At 68.7% G+C, this 21,521-nt stretch carries 15 protein-coding genes; 11 read left to right on the top strand and 4 right to left on the bottom strand.

What is annotated here, in order from left to right:
- Positions 1–32 precede the first annotated feature (32 nt).
- The 3 genes from ABDZ66_RS05320 to ABDZ66_RS05330 are packed head-to-tail and all read left to right on the top strand — an operon-like array spanning position 33 to position 2,612.
- Positions 33–983: an ABC transporter substrate-binding protein gene (locus tag ABDZ66_RS05320; RefSeq protein ID WP_343756909.1), complete on the top strand. Its 951-nt coding sequence runs from the start codon at positions 33–35 to the stop codon at positions 981–983.
- 40 nt (positions 984–1,023) lie between these two features.
- Positions 1,024–1,857: an ABC transporter permease gene (locus ABDZ66_RS05325; protein ID WP_343756911.1), complete on the top strand. Its 834-nt coding sequence runs from the start codon at positions 1,024–1,026 to the stop codon at positions 1,855–1,857.
- Positions 1,854–2,612, top strand: a complete 759-nt coding sequence (locus tag ABDZ66_RS05330; RefSeq protein WP_425544404.1) for an ABC transporter ATP-binding protein — start codon at positions 1,854–1,856, stop codon at positions 2,610–2,612. The genes ABDZ66_RS05325 and ABDZ66_RS05330 overlap by 4 nt, the downstream gene beginning before the upstream one ends.
- Positions 2,613–2,687: 75 nt before the next feature.
- Here ABDZ66_RS05330 and ABDZ66_RS05335 read toward each other — a convergent pair whose 3' ends face one another.
- On the bottom strand, positions 2,688–4,091 hold the full coding sequence (locus ABDZ66_RS05335; RefSeq protein ID WP_343756913.1) for an MATE family efflux transporter: 1,404 nt from the start codon (positions 4,089–4,091) through the stop codon (positions 2,688–2,690).
- A gap of 179 nt (positions 4,092–4,270) precedes the next feature.
- On the opposite strand from ABDZ66_RS05335, the gene lysS reads away from it, so the two are divergent.
- From lysS to ABDZ66_RS05375, 8 genes are all read left to right on the top strand, one after another.
- The gene (lysS, locus tag ABDZ66_RS05340) at positions 4,271–5,458 is read left to right on the top strand and encodes a homocitrate synthase (RefSeq protein ID WP_343756915.1); all 1,188 of its coding nucleotides are present in this window, start codon (positions 4,271–4,273) and stop codon (positions 5,456–5,458) included.
- A 58-nt stretch (positions 5,459–5,516) separates the two neighbouring features.
- Positions 5,517–6,386, top strand: coding sequence for a PhzF family phenazine biosynthesis protein (locus tag ABDZ66_RS05345; RefSeq protein ID WP_343756917.1), 870 nt, complete (start codon positions 5,517–5,519; stop codon positions 6,384–6,386).
- A gap of 94 nt (positions 6,387–6,480) precedes the next feature.
- Positions 6,481–7,536, top strand: a complete 1,056-nt coding sequence (gene rlmN, locus ABDZ66_RS05350) for a dual-specificity RNA methyltransferase RlmN (protein ID WP_343756919.1) — start codon at positions 6,481–6,483, stop codon at positions 7,534–7,536.
- 113 nt (positions 7,537–7,649) lie between these two features.
- On the top strand, positions 7,650–9,263 hold the full coding sequence (locus ABDZ66_RS05355) for a tetratricopeptide repeat protein (RefSeq protein WP_343756921.1): 1,614 nt from the start codon (positions 7,650–7,652) through the stop codon (positions 9,261–9,263).
- Entirely contained in the window at positions 9,260–10,288 is a 1,029-nt protein-coding gene (locus ABDZ66_RS05360) for an SPOR domain-containing protein (protein WP_343756923.1), read from the top strand. The genes ABDZ66_RS05355 and ABDZ66_RS05360 overlap by 4 nt, the downstream gene beginning before the upstream one ends.
- A gap of 1 nt (position 10,289) precedes the next feature.
- A complete protein-coding gene (locus ABDZ66_RS05365) occupies positions 10,290–10,988 on the top strand; it encodes a redox-sensing transcriptional repressor Rex (RefSeq protein ID WP_343756925.1) in 699 nt (232 codons plus the stop codon).
- Positions 10,985–11,635, top strand: a complete 651-nt coding sequence (locus ABDZ66_RS05370; protein ID WP_343756927.1) for a hypothetical protein — start codon at positions 10,985–10,987, stop codon at positions 11,633–11,635. The genes ABDZ66_RS05365 and ABDZ66_RS05370 overlap by 4 nt, the downstream gene beginning before the upstream one ends.
- Entirely contained in the window at positions 11,636–16,912 is a 5,277-nt protein-coding gene (locus tag ABDZ66_RS05375) for a beta strand repeat-containing protein (protein ID WP_343756929.1), read from the top strand.
- Between the two features lie 323 nt (positions 16,913–17,235).
- Here ABDZ66_RS05375 and cpdB read toward each other — a convergent pair whose 3' ends face one another.
- The 3 genes from cpdB to ABDZ66_RS05390 form a co-directional block, all read right to left on the bottom strand.
- Entirely contained in the window at positions 17,236–19,122 is a 1,887-nt protein-coding gene (gene cpdB, locus ABDZ66_RS05380) for a 2',3'-cyclic-nucleotide 2'-phosphodiesterase (protein ID WP_343757130.1), read from the bottom strand.
- Positions 19,123–19,316: 194 nt separating this feature from the next.
- Positions 19,317–19,964, bottom strand: coding sequence for an FAD-binding oxidoreductase (locus tag ABDZ66_RS05385; protein WP_343756931.1), 648 nt, complete (start codon positions 19,962–19,964; stop codon positions 19,317–19,319).
- A gap of 82 nt (positions 19,965–20,046) precedes the next feature.
- Positions 20,047–21,480: an FAD-binding oxidoreductase gene (locus ABDZ66_RS05390; protein WP_343756933.1), complete on the bottom strand. Its 1,434-nt coding sequence runs from the start codon at positions 21,478–21,480 to the stop codon at positions 20,047–20,049.
- Between the last annotated feature and the right edge of the window lie 41 nt (positions 21,481–21,521).

The raw sequence follows: 21,521 nt of genomic DNA on the forward strand, positions 1-21,521 counted from the left end.
CTTGAAATGCAGCATCCCAACCCGGAGGGCCCATGACCCGACTGACCATCCCCACCCTGCTGACGCTGACCCTGCTGACCACCGCCGCCGCCCAGGACGTCCAGACCGTGCGCCTGGGCTTCTTCCCCAACCTGACGCACGCACCCGCCCTGGTGGGCCTGGAACGTGGCACCTTCCAGAAAGCCCTGGGCAAGGTGAAACTGGACGCCAGGGAGTTCGTGTCCGGCACCACCCTGACCGAGGCGTTCGCCGCCGGGCAGATCGACATCGCGTACGTGGGGCCGGGCCCGGCCATCAACGCTGCCGGGCGCGGCATGCCCGTGCAGTTCCTCGCGGGGGCCAGCGAGGCGGGCGCGGTGCTCGTCGTGCGCAAGGACAGCGGCATCCGGTCGTACCGGGAGCTGGCCGGGAAGACTGTCGCCGTGCCCAGCCTGGGGAACACGCAGGACATCAGCCTGCGGCACCTCCTGAACGAGAACGGTCTGAAATCCAGGACGGACGGCGGAAACGTCACCATCACGCCCATCGCGCCCGCCGACGTGCTGGCCGCCTTCGCCGCGAGGCGCGTGGACGCCACGCTGGTGCCCGAACCGTGGGGCGCGGCGCTTGAAGCCCAGGGGCACCGGGTCATCGGCAGCGAGAAGACCGTCTGGCGTGACGGGAAGTACCCCACGACCCTCGTGATCGTGAACGCGAAGTTCGCGCAGGCCAACCCGCAGCTGGTGACGGCCTTCCTGAAGGCCCACACGGACACCGTGGCGTTCATCAACCGCTCTCCGGCGGCGGCGCAGACAGCCGTGAACGCCCAGCTGCTGAAACTGACGGGCACGAAACTCGACCCGCGCGTCCTGCAGCGGGCCTTCGCCCGGACACGCTTCACGACCAGCCTCGATCTGGCGGCCCTGACCGAGTACGCGAGGCTGAACGTGGAAGCCGGGTACGCCCGCAGCGCCCCGGACCTCACGCCCTTCCTTCGCCGGTAATGTCCGCGCGCCGCAATCCGCCGATCTGTTCAGGAGTTCCATGACCATTGCCAAGCATTCGACCGATCTTTCCCCCGCCGGGCAACCGTCCCGCTGGCGGGTGCTGTCCTGGCAGGTTGCCGGCCTGCTGCTCATCCTGGGCCTCTGGTGGCTTGTCACAGACGTCCTGAAACTGTACCCGCCGTACGTGTTCCCCGGCCCGAAGGCCGTGTGGACGGAAGTCAGTTACGGCCTGTGGGGCACCGGCCCGCAGGACGGCAAACTGCTGGGCGCCATCGGCGGCAGCCTGCGCCGCGTGCTGACCGGGTACCTGCTGGCCGTGCTGCTGGGCGGCGTGGTGGGCCTGCTGATGGGCGCGTGGCTGCCGCTGCGGGCCACGCTGGGCGCGTACCTGACCGGCATTCAGAGCGTGCCCAGCATCGCGTTCGTGCCGTTCGCGATTCTGTTCTTCGGCCTGAACGAGCGGGCCGTGCTGTTCGTGGTGATCCTCGAAGGGTTCATTCCGGTGGCGCTGGCCGTGTCGGGCGCGCTGCTGAACGTGCCCCCGGCGCTGCGCGTGGCGGGCCGCACGCTGGGCGCCCGCGGGCTGGGCCTGACCCTGCGGGTGCTGCTGCCCGCCAGCGTCCCGAACGTCCTGACGGGACTGCGGACCGCGTGGAGTTTCGCGTGGCGGGCCCTGGTCGGCGGTGAGCTGCTGATCGCGGGCGTCAAGAGCCTCGGCGAGCAGCTGGAGATCGGGCGGAACACCGCGAACGTGGCGCTGGTCCTGGCGACGATCATCATCATCGGCGTGATCGGCGGGCTGTTCGACACGCTGCTGCGCGCCGCCGAGACCCGCGTGCGCCGGAACTACGGCCTGGAGGTGCCACAATGACCACCACCATGAACGGCGCCACTTCCCTCGGTTCCCGGTCCGTGCAGGGCGGCGCCCCGCTGTCCCTGGACGGCGTGACGTACCGCTACCAGAATCGCGCGGCAGGCGGGGCGGGGGTCGGGCCGCTCACGCTGAACGTGCCGGCCGGGGAGTTCCTGTGCGTGGTGGGGCCGTCCGGCAGCGGCAAGAGCACCCTGCTGAGCCTGCTGGCCGGGTTCCTGCGCCCCCAGGCGGGGCAGATCACGCTGGGCGGCGAACCTGTGCGCGGCCCGCACCCGCGCCTGACGCTGGTGCAGCAGGAGGCGGCGCTGTTCCCGTGGCTGACGGTCGCGGGGAACGTGGGCTTCGGCCTGCGCGGCCTGAACCGCGCGGACCGGCAGGCGCGCGTGACCGACGCGCTGCGGCAGGTGGGTCTGGCGGGCTTCGAGACGCGCCGCCCGCACGAACTGAGCGGCGGGCAGCGCCAGCGGGTCGCCCTGGCCCGCGCGCTGGCCATCCAGCCGGGCCTGCTGCTGCTCGACGAGCCGTTCAGCGCGCTCGATCACGCCACCCGCACCTCCCTGGCGGACGAGCTGCTGGCCCTGTGGTGGCAGCACAAGGTGACGGTCGTGTTCGTCACGCACCAGCTGGAAGAAGCCCTGCACCTGGGTCAGCGGGTCGTGGCGCTGCGCGGCGGTCAGGTGGCCCTGGACGCCCCTGCCAAGAACGTCAGCCTGGAAGACCTGCGCCGCACACTGGGAGACGAGGCGCCGTAACCCTCGACGAGCGGGAAACGGGGAGTGGGAACCGCCGGTCGGCTGGCTCCCCCTCCCCGTTTCCCGCGGCGCTGTTCAGTGGGCGGCGGCCACCTCCCTGCCGCGCTGTTCGGTGGCGAGGCGGTCCCAGTTGATGCGGCGGCGTCTCCATTCGAAGATCAGGACCTTCACGACTTCCTCGGCGCCGCGGGCGAGGAACACGCCCCAGACGCCCAGCGGGGAGTACAGGCCCAGGCCGATGGCGAGGGGCAGTCCGACGACGAACGCGCCGATCACGTCGCCGATGATGACGCCCTTGCCGTCGGCCGCGCCGGGCAGGACGCCGCCGCCGATGATCATGTTACGCACCTTGAAGATCTGGAAGAACGCGCTGATCAGGATGCCGGTCAGTGCGATGTGGTGCACGTCACTGCCGACGCGGGGGAACAGGCCGGGGACCAGGACGGCGCTCAGGGCGAACAGCAGGCCGAAGCCCAGGCCGGTGACGATCCCGGCGCGGCTGATTCGTCCGAGCCACAGCTGCGCGGCGGCGGCGTCCCCGGCGCCCAGGGAGCGGCCGATGAAGACGGTGGCGGCGCTCATCAGGCCGAAGGAACCGACGATGAAGATGCCTTCGAGCGTGCCGACGATCTGGCTGGCGGCGAGGGCGGCGGTGCCGACGCGGGCGAACACGGCGGCGTACAGGAACCCGCCGAGACTCCAGGCGAATTCGGTGAACGCGATGGGGGCGCTGATGGTCAGCAGGGGCGCGGCGATGGACCGCCACGCGGGGCGGGGGGGCAGGGTGAGCGCGGCGAGGTGGCGGGGGCCGTAGATCTGGTAGGCGAGGAGCGCGACTTTCAGGGTGTTGGCGATCACGATGGCCCAGGCGGCCCCGACCACCCCGAGTTGCGGGAGGGGGCCGACGCCGAACACCAGGCTGTACGCCAGCAGGCTCTCGACGATCACGGTGATGACGGTGGCGACCAGGGGGGTGCGGGCGTGGCCGAGGGAACGCAGGGCGCCGCTGAGGATCCAGGCGAGGCTGCCGGGGATCAGGGCGAGCATGGTGACCTGCATGTACGGGGTGGCGGTGCGGGTGACGGCGTCCTCGCCGCCTGCGAGGCTCAGGAGGGGTCCGGCGAGCAGCACGACCGGGATGGTGAGCAGCCCTGCGAGGAGGAGGCTGGTGGCGACGCTGACGGTGAGGGTCTGGTTGACGCCGGTCTGGTCGCTGGCCCCGGCGCGGCGGGCGATGAGGATGGAGGTGCCGCTGCCCAGGGCGCCGAGGGTGACGAAGAACAGGAAGCCGAGGCTGCCGCTGAGGCCGACGGCGGCGACGGCGACGGCGCCGAGCGTGCCGACGATGATCTGGTTGATGAAGGTCAGGACGAGCTGGATGACCATTTCCAGGCTGACGGGCACGGCGATGGCGGCGATTTCACGGCCCGGACTCTTGATCGATTCAGTTGGTGGGATGGTGGCGGGCGTGGCAGACATGGTGTCCACGGTACACCGCCTGCCCCGGCGGGGAATCAGCCGTTGTGCGGATGCGGAGCGCCGCTCGGCTGGTCACGTCAGACTGATCGCCAACTTCTTATCAATTGATACCTATTTAGCCTATTTGATTGACATTCATCAGGCAGACGCGCAGAATACCGCACGAGAGGCAGCCCCCCATGACCCAGGACCCCACCGCGACCGCCGAACACCCCGCCCCCCTGATCCCCGCGACCTCGTGGGCGATCATCGACTCCACCCTGCGGGAGGGCGAACAGTTCGCGCGCGGGAACTTCAGGACCGACGACAAGATCGAAATTGCCCGCGCCCTGGACGCCTTCGGCGCAGAATTCATCGAGGTCACCACCCCGATGGTCAGCGCCCAGACGCACGCCGACATCCGCCGCCTGACCGGCCTGGGCCTGAAGGCCAAGTTCCTCACGCACGTCCGCTGCCACATGGACGACGTGCAGCGCGCCGTGGACACCGGCGTGGACGGCCTGGACCTCCTGTTCGGCACCAGTTCGTTCCTGCGCGAATTCAGCCACGGCAAGAACATCGGGCAGATCATCGAGGCCGCGCAGGAGGTCATCAGCTGGATCAAGACCAACCACCCGGACCTCCAGATCCGTTTCAGCGCCGAGGACACCTTCCGCAGCGAGGAAGCCGACCTGATGGCCGTGTACAGGGCCGTGTCCGACCTGGGCGTGCACCGCGTCGGACTGGCCGACACGGTCGGCGTCGCCACGCCCCGGCAGGTGTACACGCTCGTGCGCGAGGTGCGCAAGGTCATCCACGCCGAGTGCGGCATCGAATTCCACGGGCACAACGACACGGGCTGCGCCGTCAGCAACGCCTACGAGGCGGTCGAGGCGGGCGCCACCCACATCGACACGACCATCCTCGGCATCGGCGAACGCAACGGCATCACGCCCCTCGGCGGCTTCCTGGCCCGCATGTTCACCTTCGACCCGCAGGGCCTGATCGACAAGTACAACCTCGACATGCTCCCGGAACTCGACCGCATGATCGCCCGCATGGTCGACCTGCCCATCCCCTGGAACAACTACCTGACCGGCGAATTCGCGTACAACCACAAGGCCGGCATGCACCTGAAAGCCATCTACCTGAACCCCGGCGCGTACGAGGCCATCCCGCCCGGCGTGTTCGGCGTGGGCCGCCGCATCCAGGCGGCCAGCAAGGTCACGGGCAAGCACGCCATCGCCTACAAGGCCCGCGAGATGGGCCTGCACTACGGCGAGGACGCCCTGCGGCGCGTCACCGACCACATCAAGGCGCTGGCCGAGCACAACGAACTGGACGACGAGCACCTCGAAACCCTGCTGCGCGAATGGGTCAGCGCGTAAGGCAAGGTGTCGAGACGGCCCGGTCGGTGGCGCACAGTCGGTGGGACAGAATGACGGCATGAACGCCGAACCCACTCCGGTCACCGACTCCGAGACTGCGCCCGTGCCAGACCTGCGCCGGGTGTTCGCCGCGCCGGACGGCAGCGGTGGAAAACAGGTGGTTGTCTTTCCGGACGGGGGCAACGAGCAGGCGCGGGCGGCCGCCTCGGGTGCGCCCCTGAGCGTGTTCGTGCAGGCGGCCGACCCGACTGGTCTGAGGCTGTGGGTGTTCACGCCGACCCGCGAGAAGGGCAGCAGTGACAGCGCCGCCATTGCCGCGCTGAGCGCCGTGCAGGGCAGCGCGGGCCTGCTGGACGTGGTGGAGGTCACGCAGGGCGACCCGGAGGCAGGCGGCGAGGTGCAGATGGCGCAGCTGTGCGGCGGCGAGTGGCTGCTGCGTCAGGGCGTGGTGACGGTGCAGGCGGTCACGGCGGACCTGTCGGCGCTGAAGTTATCGGCGCTGGGCCTGTCGGGATCGGGCCTCTCCCCTGCCTGGGTGGCCGGGACGGGCCGTCCGAATCTGGTGGCGGAGGTCGCGGACCTGGGCGCACTGGACGCCTTCGTGCCGGACGACGCGGCCGTGAGTGGCGTGAACCGCGCGACCGGCACGACCGGCCTGATCCTGTTCTGCATGGGCGGCCCGGCCCGCGCGGACGTGAGTTTCCGGGCGTTCGGGCCGCTGAAGGGCTTTAGCGAGGACGCCGCGAGCAGCAACATGCTGGCCTGCCTGACCGGCGTGCTGGGCCACCTGGGTCGCCTGCCGGCAGACAGTACCCTGATCCGCGCGGCGCAGCGCCGGCCCGGTCAGCCTGCCCGCCTGAGCGCCCAGTACGCCCCGGCGGACGGCGGCACCGAGGTCTGGGTGGGGGGCCGGGTCACGCCGGTCTGACCGGGGGGCGCGGGAGGGCCGGTGCTGGCGGTGCGGTGCTGGCGGTGCGGTGCGCCTCACGGAAGGGGAGCCGCCCGCCCCGTACACTGTCTTCATGGAGCTTTTACTGGACCTTCACCCCGACGCCTACCCGCTGCAGGGCTTCCGCCGCAAGCAGCTGCTGGAGTGGGTGTTCGAGCAGGGCGTGGGCACCTTCGACGCCATGACCAACCTGCCCGCCCAGGCCCGCGCCCAGCTGGAGGCCTCGTACCAGCTGAACCCGTTCAAGCTGATCGAGACGGTCCGCAGCGCCGACGGCAGCGTGAAGTACCTGTTCACGCTGATGGACGGCCGGCAGATGGAAGCGGTGTACATGCCGTACCTGGACCGCAAGACCATCTGCGTGTCCACCATGGTCGGCTGCCCCGCCAAGTGCGCATTCTGCGCGACCGGCGCGATGGGGTTCGGCCGGAACCTGACGCCCGGCGAGATCGTGGGGCAGGTGCTGGCCGTGGCGGGCGGCGAGGGCTTCGCGCCGCGCGAGATCCGCAACCTGGTGTTCATGGGCATGGGCGAGGCCATGCTGAACTACGACAACACCATGCTGGCCGCCCGCATCCTGCTGCACCCGGACGCGCTGGACATGAGCAAGCGCCGCGTGACGCTCTCCACGGTCGGCATCGCCAAGGGGATTCAGCGGCTGGCGACCGAGGACGACCTGGGCATCAAGCTGGCGATCAGCCTGCACGCCCCGGACGAGGAGACGCGCCGCCGTATCATCCCGACCGGCGCGGTGAACTCCATCGAGGAGATCATGGCCGCCGCCCGGGAGTACCAGTCGGTCACGGGCCGCCGCATCACCATGGAGTACACCATGCTGAAGGGAATCAACGATCACCTGTGGCAGGCGGAACTGCTGGCGGACCTGCTGCGCGGCATGGTCAGCCACGTGAACCTGATTCCCATGAACCCCTGGCCCGGCTCGGACTTCGAGAGCACCACCGAGGAGCAGCTCCAGGCCTTCTACGACACCCTGGAGGCGCGCGGCGTGGACGTCAGCGTGCGCCGCTCGCGCGGTCGGGACGCCGGGGCCGCCTGCGGGCAACTGGCGCTGAAACGGCCGTACGCCGTCAGTGGCGGGCCGGCCGCCGGGACACCCGCCGGGGCCTGAACGCCGCAGCGCGCCGCCCGGTCCCGGCGGGGCGGCGCGGGCACATGAGTAAGGGTTCCGATAGAGGTTAATGCTACGCTACTCGCGTTTCCGAACACCAGGAGGCCATCAAGGTGACGCAATACACACGTTCCGTTCTGCTGGGCCTGACGCTGGCCCTCGCCAGCCACGGCGCCGCCCAGACCATGATCGAGACGGTCGGTGCGGCCGGCATCCAGAACACGCTGCAATCCGCCGGCACGTCCGCCATCCCGAAAGTGAATCTTCCCACCGTGCCCGGCGCCGCCAGCGACGCGGGCGGGGCGGCCACCCCCGCCCCGGCAGTCACCGTCACCCCCCTGAGCGCCGAGCAGGAAACCCAGTTGCAGGCCGCTCAGGCCGCGTTCCGCGCCGGGAACCTCGCGCAGGCACGCGCGGCCTTCGAGACGCTGGTCACGCAGAACTACACCAATCCCGCGCCGCACTTCGGGCTGGCCCTGGTGCTGTTCGCGCAGAACGACGACCGGGGCGCCGCCTTTGAACTCACGCAGTTCACGGCGCTGGCCCCCACCCGCTTCGAGGGGCCGTACAACCTCGGCGTGATCGCCAGCCGGCAGGGCAACCACGCCGAAGCGCTGCAACTGTACGCCAGGGCCGCCACCCTGATGACCGACCAGGCAGGACCGGCCGCACGCCGCCAGGTGCTCGAAGCGCTGGCCGCCGAACAGACCCGCAAGGCGGACTTCGCGGCGCTGAGCGGCACCCTGGCCGCCATCGCCACGCTGGACCCGCAGGACCTGGACGTGCAGTACCGGCTCGCTCAGGCCCGCACCCTGAGTGGGCAGGGCGCCGCCGCGCTGCCCGGCGTGTACGCCCTGCTGCAGCAGGCCCCCGCCCGTGCCGACGCCGCGCTGCTGCTGGCCGACATCTACGTCGCGCAGGGCCTCCCGGACCGCGCCGTGCGTGAACTCGACGCGGCCGCCACCCGCATCACGAACGGCAGTGACCGCGCGGCGCTGCTGCTGCGCAAGGCCGACGTGCTCGCCCAGGCCGGCGACACGCGCGCCGCCGTGTTCGCCGCTCAGGACGCCACCCGCGCCGACAGCCGCAACGCCGCCGCCTTCGCCCGCGTGGGCGAACTGCGCGCCCTGCGCGGCGACCGGCCCGGCGCCCTGAGCTTCTACCAGAACGCCGTGAAGCTCGCCCCGCAGAACGCCGCCTACCGCGCCGCGCTGGCCGGCGTGCGCCTCACCCTGAACCAGAACGCCGAGGCCGCCGCCGACGCCGCGCAGGCCCTGACCCTGCGGCCCGACGACACCACCCTGGCCCGCGCGCTGTTCGTGCAGGGCGTCGCCGCCTACCGCCAGGGTCAGTACGCGCAGGCCACCCGCGCCCTGAGTTCCAGCCAGACCCGCGCGCCCAGCGCCGACACCAGCCTGTGGCTGGGCCTCAGCGCCTACGCGCAGAAGGACTACGCGGCCGCCGCGACCGCCCTGAGCGAGAGCGTGAAACTCAGTCCCACCCCCACCGCGCGCCTGAACCTCGCCAGCGCCCTGCTCGCCAGCGCCCGCTACGCGGAAGCCGAGGCGATCCTGCGCGGCCTGGTCAGCGACGACCCTAAGAACGCCGAGGCGTGGTTCCAGCTGGGCCTGTCCCAGCGCGCCCAGGCGCGTGAAACCGACGCCCGCGCGTCCCTGAAGACCGCCGCCGCGCTGGGCAGCGCCCGCGCCGCCGGAGCCCTCAAATGAGCCGCGCGAACACCGGACCGCGCCGCTGGCCGGACCTGATGATCGGCCTGCTCGTCCTGCTGCTGCTGGGCGGGTTCGGCACGCTGCTGCTGCGCGGCACCCCGCAGAACGCCACCACCGCCGGCACCCCCACCACGCAACCCACCAGCGAGGCGAGCATCCCCGGCGCGCCCGGCACCGCCGACACGGGCAGCGTCGCCGCGGCGCCCATCACGCAGGCGCCCACCACGGAGCCCGTGGCGCCGCCCACCCAGGACAGCGCCGCCACCACCGACCCCAGCACCGACACCACTGCTGCCGCCCCGGCCGCCACCGACGCACCCATCATCGAGGCGGCCCCCATCGGCACCGCGCCCGTCACGGACCCGGCCAGCACCACCGACGCCACCACCGACCCGGCCACCGAGCCAGCTGCCGATCCGGCCGCCACGCCGGGCAACCCGGCCCCCCGCCCGGAAGGCGCCGTCCCCACCAGCGAGCAGCGCGTCCCGCTGCGCAGCGACTACCGCATCACCCTCGGCACCTTCAGCAGCGAGGCCGCCGCGCAGAGTGCCGCCGCACCCGTCCAGGGCATCGGGTACACCGTCTACCCCATCGACGTGGGCTCGCAGGTCGTCGCGCAGGTCGGCCCCTTCGCAGACGAGGCCAGCGCCCGCCAGGCCCTCGCCGACGTGCAACGCGCCTACCCCCGCGCCGTCCTGTACCCCCCCCGTGACCGCGCCGCCAGCACCGACAGCAGCGGCGCCAACCCCGGCGACCGCGCCGCGCCGGCCCCCGACACGGCCAGCGCCCCCGCCCCGGCACCCAGCGGCCCCACCTACCTGCAGGTCGGCGCGTTCGACCGCGTGGAGAGCGCCCAGAACCTCGTGCAGCAACTCCGGGATCTCGGGTACAACCCCACCGTGAACGCCCCCGAAGGCAAGAAGGTCACGGTGCTCGTCGGCCCCTACGAGAACCCGGCCGCCCTGACCCGCACCGAAACCCGCCTCGCCGACAACGGCCTCGACAGTTTCCGGGTCCGCTAACGTGGCCGAAATACCCACCGCCGCCATCAGCCGCCTCGTCACCTACCTGCGCATCCTCGAACAGCTCGAGACGCAGGACGTCAGCCGCACCAGCAGCAACGACCTCGCCGAACGCGCCGGGGTCAGCGCCTTCCAGGTCCGCAAGGACCTCGCTTACTTCGGGCGTTTCGGCACGCGCGGCATGGGCTACACCGTCCCGATCCTCAAACGCGAACTCGTCCGGGTGCTCGGCCTGAACCAGACCTGGAACGTCGTGATCGTCGGCGTCGGCCGCCTCGGGCAGGCCATCGCCAACTACCCCGGCGCCAGCGACTACCAGTTCCAGTACGTCGGCCTGTTCGACGTGAACCCCGCCCTGGTCGGCCAGCAGGTCCGCGGCCTCACCGTCCGTCACACCGACGAACTGCGCGACTTCACGCGCCACAACACCGTCGACATGGGCTTCCTGGCCGTTCCGCCCGAACACGCCCAGGACGCCGCGCAGGCCCTCGCCGACGCCGGGGTCAAGGGCATCCTCAACTTCGCGCCTGTGGTCATCCAGCCCCGCACCCTTGAGCGCGGCGGCCCGCAAGAAATCAGTGACGAATGGCGTGGTCTGATCGTCGAAAACATCGACTTCCTCGCCGGCATGAAACGCCTCGCCTTCTACATCCTCAACCCTCACCTCAAAGACGCCCCCACCCCGGAGGACCCCGCATGAAGAAACTCCCCCTACTCGCCCTCCCCCTCCTTCTTGCAGCGTGCGGTGAAACCGGCGTGAACGTCGGCCAGGGTGTCAGCATGACCGCCGCTCTGACCGGCACCGAGGTCGGCGCCGACGTGGTCAACGTCTACGCCAAAAATGCCGACGGCACGCGCGGCGCGTACATGGGCAGCGAGGTCAAGGTCTACCGCCCCACCCAGGGCGCCCTGAACTTCCAGGTGAAGGCCGGCAGTCTGGGCGTGACCATCACGGCCGCCAAGGTCGTGTACACGGACGCCTCCGGCACCCCCTTCGCCGCACCCTCGAACACCTTCAACACGACCCTGAACATCAAGGTGCCGGAAGGCTACGTCTGCGCGGGCGGCGCCACCAACTGCACCTTCACCGAGAAGACCGCCGCCCCCATCAGCTTCACCGCCCCCACCACCGGGCTGTACCTCCTGAGCGAGCAGGCGGCCATCGCCGCCGCCGACAGCTGCGTGGACGGCTCCGCAGCGCTCGCATCAGGCCAGGGCGCCTGCGCCGAAGTCCGCATGAACATCACCCTCACCGGCCAGGACACCCTCGGCGCCACCCGCACCATCACCATCCCGCAGGCCCAGGTCCGCGTCTACGTCGCCAACGTCACCGAAGAGGTCCGCTGAATGAACACTGTCCCCCGTAATCCCCTGCTGCTGCTGCTCACCGGCACCCTCGTCGCCTGCGGTGGCGGCAGCAACACTCCCAGCCCCAGCACGCCCGGCAACACCGCGCCCGCCGTGAACATCAAGGCGAACGGCCGCGCCATCACCGCCGACACCTACCTGCCCACCCGCGGGCGACTGGACGTCAGCGTCTCCGACCCGGACATCGGCGGAAGCATCAAGAAAGTCGTCTACGCCATCGACAACGGCCCCAGGACCGACCTGAGCCCCGCAGCAGCGATGACCGTGGCCCTGCCCAGCCTGAGCGGCGGACAGCACGAAGTGACGGTCGAAGCCACCGACAACGCCGGCGCCGTCACCACCGTGAAAGCGCCCTTCCTGATCGACGCGGCGGCGCCCACGCTGACCACCGTCAACCTGAACGGCCAGGCCGCCGCAGACACCGCCACCTTCACGGTCGGTGACGCCGCCCTGCTCAGCGTCACCGCACAGGACACCCGCGGCGACACCCAGAAAACCCCGGGGCCCGTAACCATCCGCGTGCTGGAAAGCGGGACCCTGGTCAAGTCCGTCAGCGGCAACACCCTGACCGCCGACCTCACCAAGGACGTCAAGGGACAGGCCCGGGCCGCCGGAACCGTGATCTTCACCGTCGAAGCCGAGGACAGCGTGGGCTTCGTGACCAGCCGCAACATCGCCGTCACCTTCAACGCAGCCAGCACCGGCGACAACGGCGGCGTGACCGCGCCCACCTTCACGTGGCTGAGCCCCGCCAGCGACTTCGTGAAAGGCGGCGGCACCGTCACCCTGCGCGCCACTGCCACCCGCAACGGCCAGGACCTGAGCAGCCAGATCACCTACACCGCCACCTGCGGCGACATCAAGGGCAACATCTGGACGCTGGACGCCACCTGCGCCGACGGCAGCAAGCAGAGCGTCACCGCCACCGTCACCGACGGCGGCCGCAACTTCAGCAGCCCCGCCAAGGTCATCACGGTCGACGCCAGCGACCCCACCGTGCAGATCACCAACCCCCAGCAGGGCCAGACCTTCACGCAGAACCCCATCAAGATCGGCGTCACCGGCACCGACGCCGTCAGCGGCCTGGACCGCATCCTCGTGGAAGCCAAAAAGGACGGGGACGCCAATTACACGCAGGTGGGCGTCGTCACCGCCGCCAGCGGTGACGTCACCTGGGCCCCCATGAACGGCACCTACACCCTGCGCGCCACCGCCACCGACAAGACCGGCCGCACCAACACCACCACCCTCAGCGGCATCAAGGTCAACCTGACCAGCAGCGACGCCACTCCCCCCACCGTCGCCCTCTCCCCCATCCCCGCCACGCCCCAGCGCGCGACCGTCACCGTCACCGCCACCGCCAACGACAACGACAGCGGCGTCGCCAAGGTCGACCTGTACGACGGCGGCACCCTGATCGAATCCAAGGCGACCGGCGTGGGCGGCAAGTACACCTTCAGCCTCGACACCACCAAACTCAGCGACGGCCCCCACACCCTGCGCGCCATCGCCTTCGACAACGCCGGCCTGAGCAGCGAGACCAGCGCCAGCCTGACCGTCGACAACACCGCCCCCGTCGTCAACTGGATCAGCCCTGCCGACGGAGCCGTCACGCGCGGTGAAGTCACCCTGAACGCCACCACCAACGAGGGGACCGTCACGTACACCGTCGACGGCATGCCCCTGACCGGAAACAAGGCCACCTTCAGCAGCGACGGGACCCACACCATCACCGCCACCGCGCAGGACGCTGCCGGGAACCGCACCAGCAGCACCATCCGGGTCACCAGCGACGCCACCGCGCCCATCGCGCAGATCACCGGCCCCACCGCTGGCAGCACCCTGACCAGCAACCCCGTGACCATCACCGTGACCGGCAACGACACCGGCAGCGGCGTGAGCAGCCTGGAAGTCTTCGCGCGAGACACCGCCACGAACACCAGCACCAGCGTCGGCACCGTCAACGGCGCCAGCGGCACCGTCACCTGGACGCCCACCAGCGGCACCTACGACCTGACCGTCATCGCCACCGACAAGGCCGGCAACAAGGGCGCCGCCAGCACCCCCGTGAACGTCACAGTCAAGCTCGCCACGGCCGACATCTCCCCCCCCGAATTCGACAAGACCGCCCCCACTGCCACCTTCTCACGCGGCGTGATCACCCTCGACGGCTTCGTGAAAGACCCGGAAAGCGGCATCAGTCAGGTCACACTGTTCAACGGCGGCGTGCGCCTGAACGCCACGCCCAGCCTCAGCGTCCAGCCCGACGGCCGCACCCGCTACGCCCTCACGCTGGACAGCAAGACCCTCGCCGACGGCACCTACACCCTGACCATCCAGGCCACCAACGGCGTCGGCCTCGTCAGCAACCAGGACGTCCCGGTCAATGTGAATAACGCCGCACCGACCGTCACCATCAGCAACCCGCAGAACGGCGCGCTGCTCGGAAAGAACAGCGACCTCACCGTCAAAGCCACCGGCACCGATACCACCCCCGGTGACACCCTCACCTATGAGTACAGCGTCGACGGTGGCGCCTTCGCCACGTTCGACCCTGCTCAAACTCAAACCCCCTTAAAACTTCCCACGCCCACCGACGGCACGCACACCCTGACCGTGCGCGCCACCGACAAGGCCGGGAACACCGGCACGACCACCTCCACCTACACGTACGACGGCACCGCCCCGACCGTGCAGATCACCAGCCCCACCCAGGGTCAGATGTTCACCAGCACCCCCGTGACCATCAGCGTGATCGGCCAGGACAGCGGCACTGGCATTGCCAGTATCAACGTGTACGCGAATGACGGCACCAGCCCCGACGAACTGATCGGTACGCTCGGCGGGAACGGCAGCGTCACCTGGTACCCCCGCAAGACGGACGGCAGCCCTTACACCATCAAGGCCATAGCAACCGACCGGGCCGGTAACCTGTCCGCCACCGCCGACGCGACCGTGAGCGGCGTGAAGGTGAAAACTGCCAGCACCGTTCAGGTCACGGGTGGGCCTGCGATCACACCGCCCAACGCCGATCCCAAGGGCCGCACCTATGTCAGCAACGGACGTACCTACGCTCGTGGTCCCCTGACAGTCAGCGCCACGGCCATCACCGATGCCCCCAACATGACGCAGGCGGAACTCCAGGCGGATGGTCAGACCCTGCTCACGACCACTACGACCCCTGGTACCCCTACCTTCACCTTCGACTTCGACAACCTGAACGAAGGCCTGCGTGACATCGGCGTTCGCTTCACCGACTCGCTGGGCACCGTAGGCATCACGAAAACCACCGTCTACGTGGACAAGACCGCGCCCATCATCAACTGGAACACCACCCTGAACGGCAGTCTGTCCAGCGCGCCTGTCACCCTGGACGCCACTGCGACGGACAGTGCCTCCGGCGTGTCCGGCAACGTCACCTACACTGAAAACGGTCAGTCCGTCACCAACCCCGTCTCGGCTGACGGCCAGCACACCGTGACCGCCGCCGCGACCGATAACGTCGGCAATGTGGCCACACGCAACGTTACGTTCACGATTGACTCCACCGCACCAGACGTCATCCCGGCCCTCACTGTCAACCCACAGGAGTTCACGACTGCGCCCATCACGCTCACCGCCACGGCCACTGATGCAACCAGTAGTGTTGCAAACATTGAAGTGCTCGTGGGGTTACAGGGCCAGTCCCTCACAACCCTGGGCCGCCAGAACGGAGCCTCGTACAGTACAGTCTTCACGCCGTCTCAGGCAGGGACGTATGCAGTTCAGTACATTGCGCGGGACGCCGCAGGCAACGTGCGCACCGTTGACCGCACCTTCACTTACGTTGTCACCACCGCCCCTGTGGAACAGGCGCCCAAGCCGGTCCTGGAGGTCGTAGGCAGCGCCCCTTACTCCGGGAACATGAGCGTCAATATTTCGGGTAACTATGACGCCGCCAGTCAGGTGGATCGCATGATTCTGCAGGTGACCGACTCGAAAGGAGTGATCGACAACAGCACCTACGTCACGCCGCAAGCCCGCGCCACTCTCAGCGTGGACACCACCCGGTTCGCCAATGGTCCTCTGAAACTCCAGGTCATCGCCTACACCAAGACTGGTCTGCGTGGACTCAGTTCTGAAACCAGTGTTCTCGTGCAGAATCTGACCAGCCCTGACTTCAAGATTGCTTCTCCCAGCGACGGCGCGAGCGTCACGACCCCCAGCGTACCCGTCCAGATCACCCTGACCAAACGCAGTGCGGACTACACCATCAGTCAGCCCATCCAGGTAGACCTGCTGGACTACCGCGGCGTCACGGTGGCTTCCAGAACGCTCGACAGCAGTGATCGCAACGTTTGCAGTGGCAGTACGGAATCACTGACCTGCAACACCACGTTCGATGTGGCCGCTCTACCAGCAGACATTTACACTGTGCGTGCCCGCACGACCGTGCTGGTTGACCCGGCAGGTGCAAACATCTCACGCCCCCTGGAAACCAGTAGCCAGTTCAAGCACAACACGACCAGCGTTCTGCCGCCGGCGTCCACCATCCGCTTCCCTGCCATCACGGACTCGCAGAAACCCGGTCAGATTGACAGCAGTTCCGGTGTGCTGATCTCGGTCAGCGACAACACTGGCGTGAATGTCGTGGAAGCACGCATCGTGGGCCCGTTCGACGCCAACCAAGCACTGACGCTGAACGGAACGACGCAGTGTGACGCGAGCAAACCTGTCGTGGGTCGCTCGCCGGTCGACGTCCTGATGTTGAACTACGGATACAGCCCTGCGATTGCCGTCGGTGACGTCGTTCTGACCAACCTGGACATTGATGGGTCGGCATATGTGCCTGACAACAACCTCAACGAACGCTACGACCTGCGTGTCACGGTTCAGGATACGGAAGGCAACCGCAACATCCAGTGCATTCCGATCACCATTAACCGGGCGGCCATCCGCGCTAATCGTCCCTCCTACTCCATCAGTACCATCACCAGCCCGACTCCCCCCAACAGCGGCTCTGGAGAACTGAACTACACGACGGGCACCTGGACCCTTGGCGGTATGACAAACCGTAGCCGCGTGGCAGCCGTGCTGTATCAGAACAGTGTTCAAAAGAACATCACGTTCAGCAGTGACGTGACGGGCAGCAGGAGTGTCACTGTGGCCTTCGGCGATCCTGGCACCTACCAGATCGTCTGGCTTATCGAAGACATGACGACTGGAATTGTCACTTCCGTGGGTGGCGACACCGTCTCGGTTGTGAAGAACCCCTGATAAGGACTCGGATTGAACGGTTTATCAAAACCGTTCAATCCGCGCGAAGCGGCCCGGCGCCTGCTCCGCAGCGTGGCAGCAAAGAGGATTGTCGGGCGTGGAGTTGGCAATCCGGTGAAGTTCCAGGTGGAGGGCGAAGCCGACGGAATCCGTATGCCACAAACGCCCGGTCACTTCGTTGACGGATCGGAAGAGCATCAATCTGTCAACGTCATGCCTGGGACCCGTTCGACTTCACACTTCTGCACAGCCTATTCAAGTTGCATCTGTCAAGGAGGCCCCCCACCGGTGCGGTGGGGGGCCTCCTTATGTGTTGCTCTCGTTCAGTACTTGATGTTGTATTCGGCGAAGCCGTCTTCGCGTGTTTTGATGAGGGTGGCGCCTGCGGGGAGGTATTTCTGGGCGTTGGGGCTGCTGGTGTAGAGCAGGGTGGCGCCGGGGATGGGGGTGAGTTTCCAGTTGCCGTCGGCGGTGGGGTTGATGGTTTTCTGCTGGTTGAAGTAGCCGATGAGGGCCTGGCGGGTTTCGTCGGGGGCGGCGAGGATGATGTTCTTGCCGTTCAGGCCGGGGAAGCTGCCGCCGCCGCTGGCGCGGTAGTTGTTGGTGGCGATCACGAACTGCTGGTTGGGGTCGATGGGTTTGCCCTGGTAGGTGAGGTTCTTGATGCGGCGTGCGCCGGCGTTGGCGACTTCGCCCTTGTTGTTGTAGCGGTTGGGTTGGGTGACGTCGATTTCGTAGTTGACGCCGTCGATCACGTCGAAGTTGTAGGTGGGGAAGCTGGTGTCGACGAGGTCCTGGGGTTCGGTCTTGGTGGGGTCGATCTGTTTGAACTGCCCGGCGCTGCGTTCGAGCCATTCCTGCACCTGCGCGCCGGTGACGAGGACGGCCTGGACGGTGTTGGGGTACACGTAGAGGTCGGCGACGTTCTTGATGGCGAGGGTGCCGGCGGGGATGTCGGTGTAGTAGCTGGCGCCGGCGCGTCCGCCGGCTTTGAAGGGTGCGGCGGCGGCGAGGACGGGGAGGTCTTTGTACTTGGTGCTGGCGAGGGCGGCCTTGACGTAGGCGGTCTGGGCGCTGTTGACGAGTTGCACGCTGGGGTCGTCCTGCACGAGGGCCCAGTAGGAGTTGATGGGGGCGGTCAGGTCGGCGACCTTGCCGCGGACGTAGGCGAGGGTGCCTTCGTGGGCGGTTTTGACGGCGCGGGCGATGCGGGGGTCGGGCGTGACGAGGTTTTTCTTGGCGGCGGCGTCCCAGATGGGGCGGACGAGGGCGGCGCTGTCCTTGATGGTCCACTTCTGGGTTTTGCGGTCGTAGTCGAGTTTCAGGTCGACGATGCCGAGGTCGTTGCCCCAGAAGCCGGCCATGACGACGGGTTTGCCGTTGATGGTGCCTTTGGTGATGTCGGCGCCGGGGATGCTCTTGTAGACGGGTCCGGGGAACACCTGGTGGCTGTGGCCGGAGAGGACGACGTCGATGCCGGGGATTTTGGTGAGTTCGGTGGCGACGTTTTCCTGGCCGGGGGTGTAGTCGGCGGTGATGCCGCTGTGGGCGATGGCGACGATGATGTCGGCGCCCTGGGCTTTCATCTGGGGGATGAATTTGCGGGCGGTCTGGACGATGTCGGCGGTGACGATCCGGCCGTCGAGGTTGCTCTTGTCCCACTGGACGATCTGGGGGGGCAGGAGGCCGATGATGCCGACGTTGATGACGTAGGGGCGGCCGTTGGTGTCGTAGACGGTGTGGCGCTGGATGAGGTAGGGGTTGAAGGCGTTTGCGCCGGGTTTGCCGGTGCCGTCGTCGACGTAGGTGTTGGCGCTGACGATGGGCATGGGGGCAGTGTCGATGATCTGCTTGAGGAAGGGCAGGCCGTAGTTGAATTCGTGGTTGCCGAGGTTGGCGGCGTCGTACTTGAGGATGCTCATGGCGGCGTGCATGGGGTGCATCTGGCCGGCCGTGAGGGGTTTGATGCGGGCAACGTAATCGCCGAGGGGGTTGCCCTGGATCAGGTCGCCGTTGTCGAACAGCAGGCTGTTGCGTTTTTCCTTGCGGGCGTTGTTGATGAGGGTGGCGGTGTACTCGAGGCCGAATTCGCCGGTGGGTTTGTCCTGGTAGTAGTCGTATCCGAGGGCGCTGGTGTGCAGGTCGGTGGTTTCGAGGATGCGGAGTTCGACGGTCTGGGCGCCGGCTGCGCCGAGCAGCAGGGCCGTCATCAGTGAGATATTTTTAAGCACGTCGTCAAGAATAGCGAAAAGATTCAGGGTTGTATCTGCTGGCCGCAGGTGGTCGGCCGGTCACCGAAGGATCATGCTGGAGGGCCGCTGCCGGAGGGTGCGTGGTGACGTCCGGGCGTGGCGTCGGCAACCCGGCGTGGGTGGGGTGTGGAGGGGACAGACGGCAGTCCGGGTTACAGGCTGGCGGCCAGCGTGCGGAACAAGGCGGGTGGGGTGGGGTGGGCGGCGCCGTCCTGCCAGGTGAAGCGCAGGTCGCGCAGGGGGCCGCCTTCCGCGACGCCCATTCCGTTCGGGAACAGCGGGGCGTAATCGGGCGGGGTGGTGACGGGGACCGCGCCGGGCAGGTCGAGGGCGGCGCGGACCTCGCGTTCGTGGCCGAAGTGCACCGCGTGCGTGCCGTCCGGGGCGGCCCAGGTGAAGCGGGCGGCGGTGGGTGCCAGCGGGCCGGGGTGGACGACGTGCCCGGCGCTCAGGCCGGGGCGCAGGCGCAGCGTGACTTCCAGTGCCTCTCCCAGCAGGCCGAAGCTGCCCACGAAGGGGCGGGTCAGGTCGTAGCCCTGCACGTTCTTCACGGTGCGGCCGCCCGCGCGGATCACGCGGCCGCTGGGGGCGCGGAAGGTGACGCCCAGGATGTCGGACGCGAACGGGAACGTCTGCCCGAAGCCGCCGCGCGTGATCAGGTCGCCGACCGTGCCGGGCAGGTTCACGCGCGGAAACGGTGGGTAGAGTCCGGCGGGCAGCGCGGCGAACACCTCGGGGAGGGTGGTGTCGCCGCTGACGGTGATGGTCTGGTCGCCGGGGGACAGGTCAAGGATGGTCATGGGGTGCCTCCGGCGGGGTGAATGGTTGATGGTCGATGGTTGATGGAACCAGCGCGGCCGTTCGTCCAGCTCCTTTCAAGCATCACCGGTCCACTCCTTCCGCAGGAAGGATCTTGCCGGGGTTCAGGGCGTGGTGCGGGTCGAGGGCGCGTTTGACGTTCCACAGGGCCTTCAGGGTGGCGGGGTCGACGGCGTCGGTCATGAAGTCGCGTTTCATGGAGCCGATGCCGTGCTCGCCGCTCAGGACGCCGCCGTGGCGGATGGCGACGAGGGCGATGTCGTGCGCGAGGTCGTGAACGGCGTGGGTGTCTTCCTTGCGGGGGTCGAACAGGATGTTGGGGTGCAGGTTCCCGTCCCCGATGTGCCCGAACTGCACGAGGTGGAAGGGGCTGGCGTCGCCGAGAGCGCGGATCTCGCGGACCACGTCCGGGAGGGCCGAGCGGGGCACGACGATGTCCTCGTTCATGCGTTGCGGGCGGATGCGGCCCAGGGCGGGGCTGACGCTGCGCCGCGCGCGCCACAGGGCGGCCCCCTCGGCGTCGGTGGCGGCGCGGCGCACGGTGCCTCCGGCGCGTTCGCAGGCGTCGGCCACGAGTTGCAGTTCGCCCTGCACGGTGTCCAGGTCGTCTCCGTCAGTGTCGACCAGCAGCACCGCCTCGGCGTCACGGGGCAGGCCGAGGTTCAGGTAGTCCTCGACGGCGTTCGTGCAGGCGCGGTCCATGAACTCCAGTTTGCTGGGCACGGCCCCGGCGGCGATGGCAGCGCTGACGGCCTCGGCGCACGCGCCGACCTCGGGGAAGTGCGCCATGAGGGTGCGGGTGTGCGGGGCGGGCGGGATCAGGCGCAGGGTGGCCTCGGTGATCAGGCCCAGGGTGCCCTCGGAGCCGATCAGCAGTCCGGCGAGGTCGAAGGCGTCGCGGGTGACGTGGTGCTCCTCGCCGTCGGCGTCCACGAAGCTGAGGGCGCGGACGTAATCGCCGGTCACGCCGTACTTGAAGCACATGGGGCCGCCCGCGTTCTCCGCGAGGTTCCCGCCGATGGTGCTCGTGCGGAAACTGGCGGGGTCCGGCGGGTAGATCAGGCCGTGCGGTCTGGCGGCCTCGGTGACGGCCAGGGTGATCACGCCCGCCTGCGCCTGCGCCTCACGCCGCTCGGGGTGGATGGTCAGGCGGGTCATGCGCGTAAAAGAGATCACCAGTCCGGGTTCCGTGGGGGCCGCGCCGCCCGACAGGCCGCTGGCCGCGCCGCGCCCCACGATGGGCACGCCCGCTGCCCGCGCTGCCCGCACGGCCGCCACCACGTCCCCGGTACTTTCAGGCAGTACGACCGCCAGCGGCGTGGCACCGAACTGGATGGCGTCGTAGCGGTAGTTCAGGCGTTCGGACAGGTTCGACAGAACCTTGCGCGGCCCCAGCAGGCGCGTGAGGTCGGCGGCCAGGGCATTGTGCGCCCCCCCTGCCGGGGCAGGCTTGCGGGCATCCGAATTCGTGGTCAGCGCGAGTTTCTCCGTGCTCACGAGCCCACCCCTCCATCAACCATCAACCATCCCCTCTCCCC

Origin of the sequence: Deinococcus depolymerans (genome assembly GCF_039522025.1) — a bacterium.
GTDB lineage: Bacteria > Deinococcota > Deinococci > Deinococcales > Deinococcaceae > Deinococcus > Deinococcus depolymerans.

What these genes read in the sequence shown, in the direction of transcription:
- ABDZ66_RS05375 (WP_343756929.1), top strand. Translation starts at nt 11,636, where the DNA reads ATGAACACTGTCCCCCGTAATCCCCTGCTGCTGCTGCTCACCGGCACC.
- ABDZ66_RS05320 (WP_343756909.1), top strand. Translation starts at nt 33, where the DNA reads ATGACCCGACTGACCATCCCCACCCTGCTGACGCTGACCCTGCTGACC.
- ABDZ66_RS05370 (WP_343756927.1), top strand. Translation starts at nt 10,985, where the DNA reads ATGAAGAAACTCCCCCTACTCGCCCTCCCCCTCCTTCTTGCAGCGTGC.
- cpdB (WP_343757130.1), bottom strand. Translation starts at nt 19,122, where the DNA reads ATGACGGCCCTGCTGCTCGGCGCAGCCGGCGCCCAGACCGTCGAACTC.
- ABDZ66_RS05325 (WP_343756911.1), top strand. Translation starts at nt 1,024, where the DNA reads ATGACCATTGCCAAGCATTCGACCGATCTTTCCCCCGCCGGGCAACCG.
- ABDZ66_RS05335 (WP_343756913.1), bottom strand. Translation starts at nt 4,091, where the DNA reads ATGTCTGCCACGCCCGCCACCATCCCACCAACTGAATCGATCAAGAGT.
- ABDZ66_RS05385 (WP_343756931.1), bottom strand. Translation starts at nt 19,964, where the DNA reads ATGACCATCCTTGACCTGTCCCCCGGCGACCAGACCATCACCGTCAGC.
- rlmN (WP_343756919.1), top strand. Translation starts at nt 6,481, where the DNA reads ATGGAGCTTTTACTGGACCTTCACCCCGACGCCTACCCGCTGCAGGGC.
- ABDZ66_RS05360 (WP_343756923.1), top strand. Translation starts at nt 9,260, where the DNA reads ATGAGCCGCGCGAACACCGGACCGCGCCGCTGGCCGGACCTGATGATC.
- ABDZ66_RS05345 (WP_343756917.1), top strand. Translation starts at nt 5,517, where the DNA reads ATGAACGCCGAACCCACTCCGGTCACCGACTCCGAGACTGCGCCCGTG.
- ABDZ66_RS05330 (WP_425544404.1), top strand. Translation starts at nt 1,854, where the DNA reads ATGACCACCACCATGAACGGCGCCACTTCCCTCGGTTCCCGGTCCGTG.
- lysS (WP_343756915.1), top strand. Translation starts at nt 4,271, where the DNA reads ATGACCCAGGACCCCACCGCGACCGCCGAACACCCCGCCCCCCTGATC.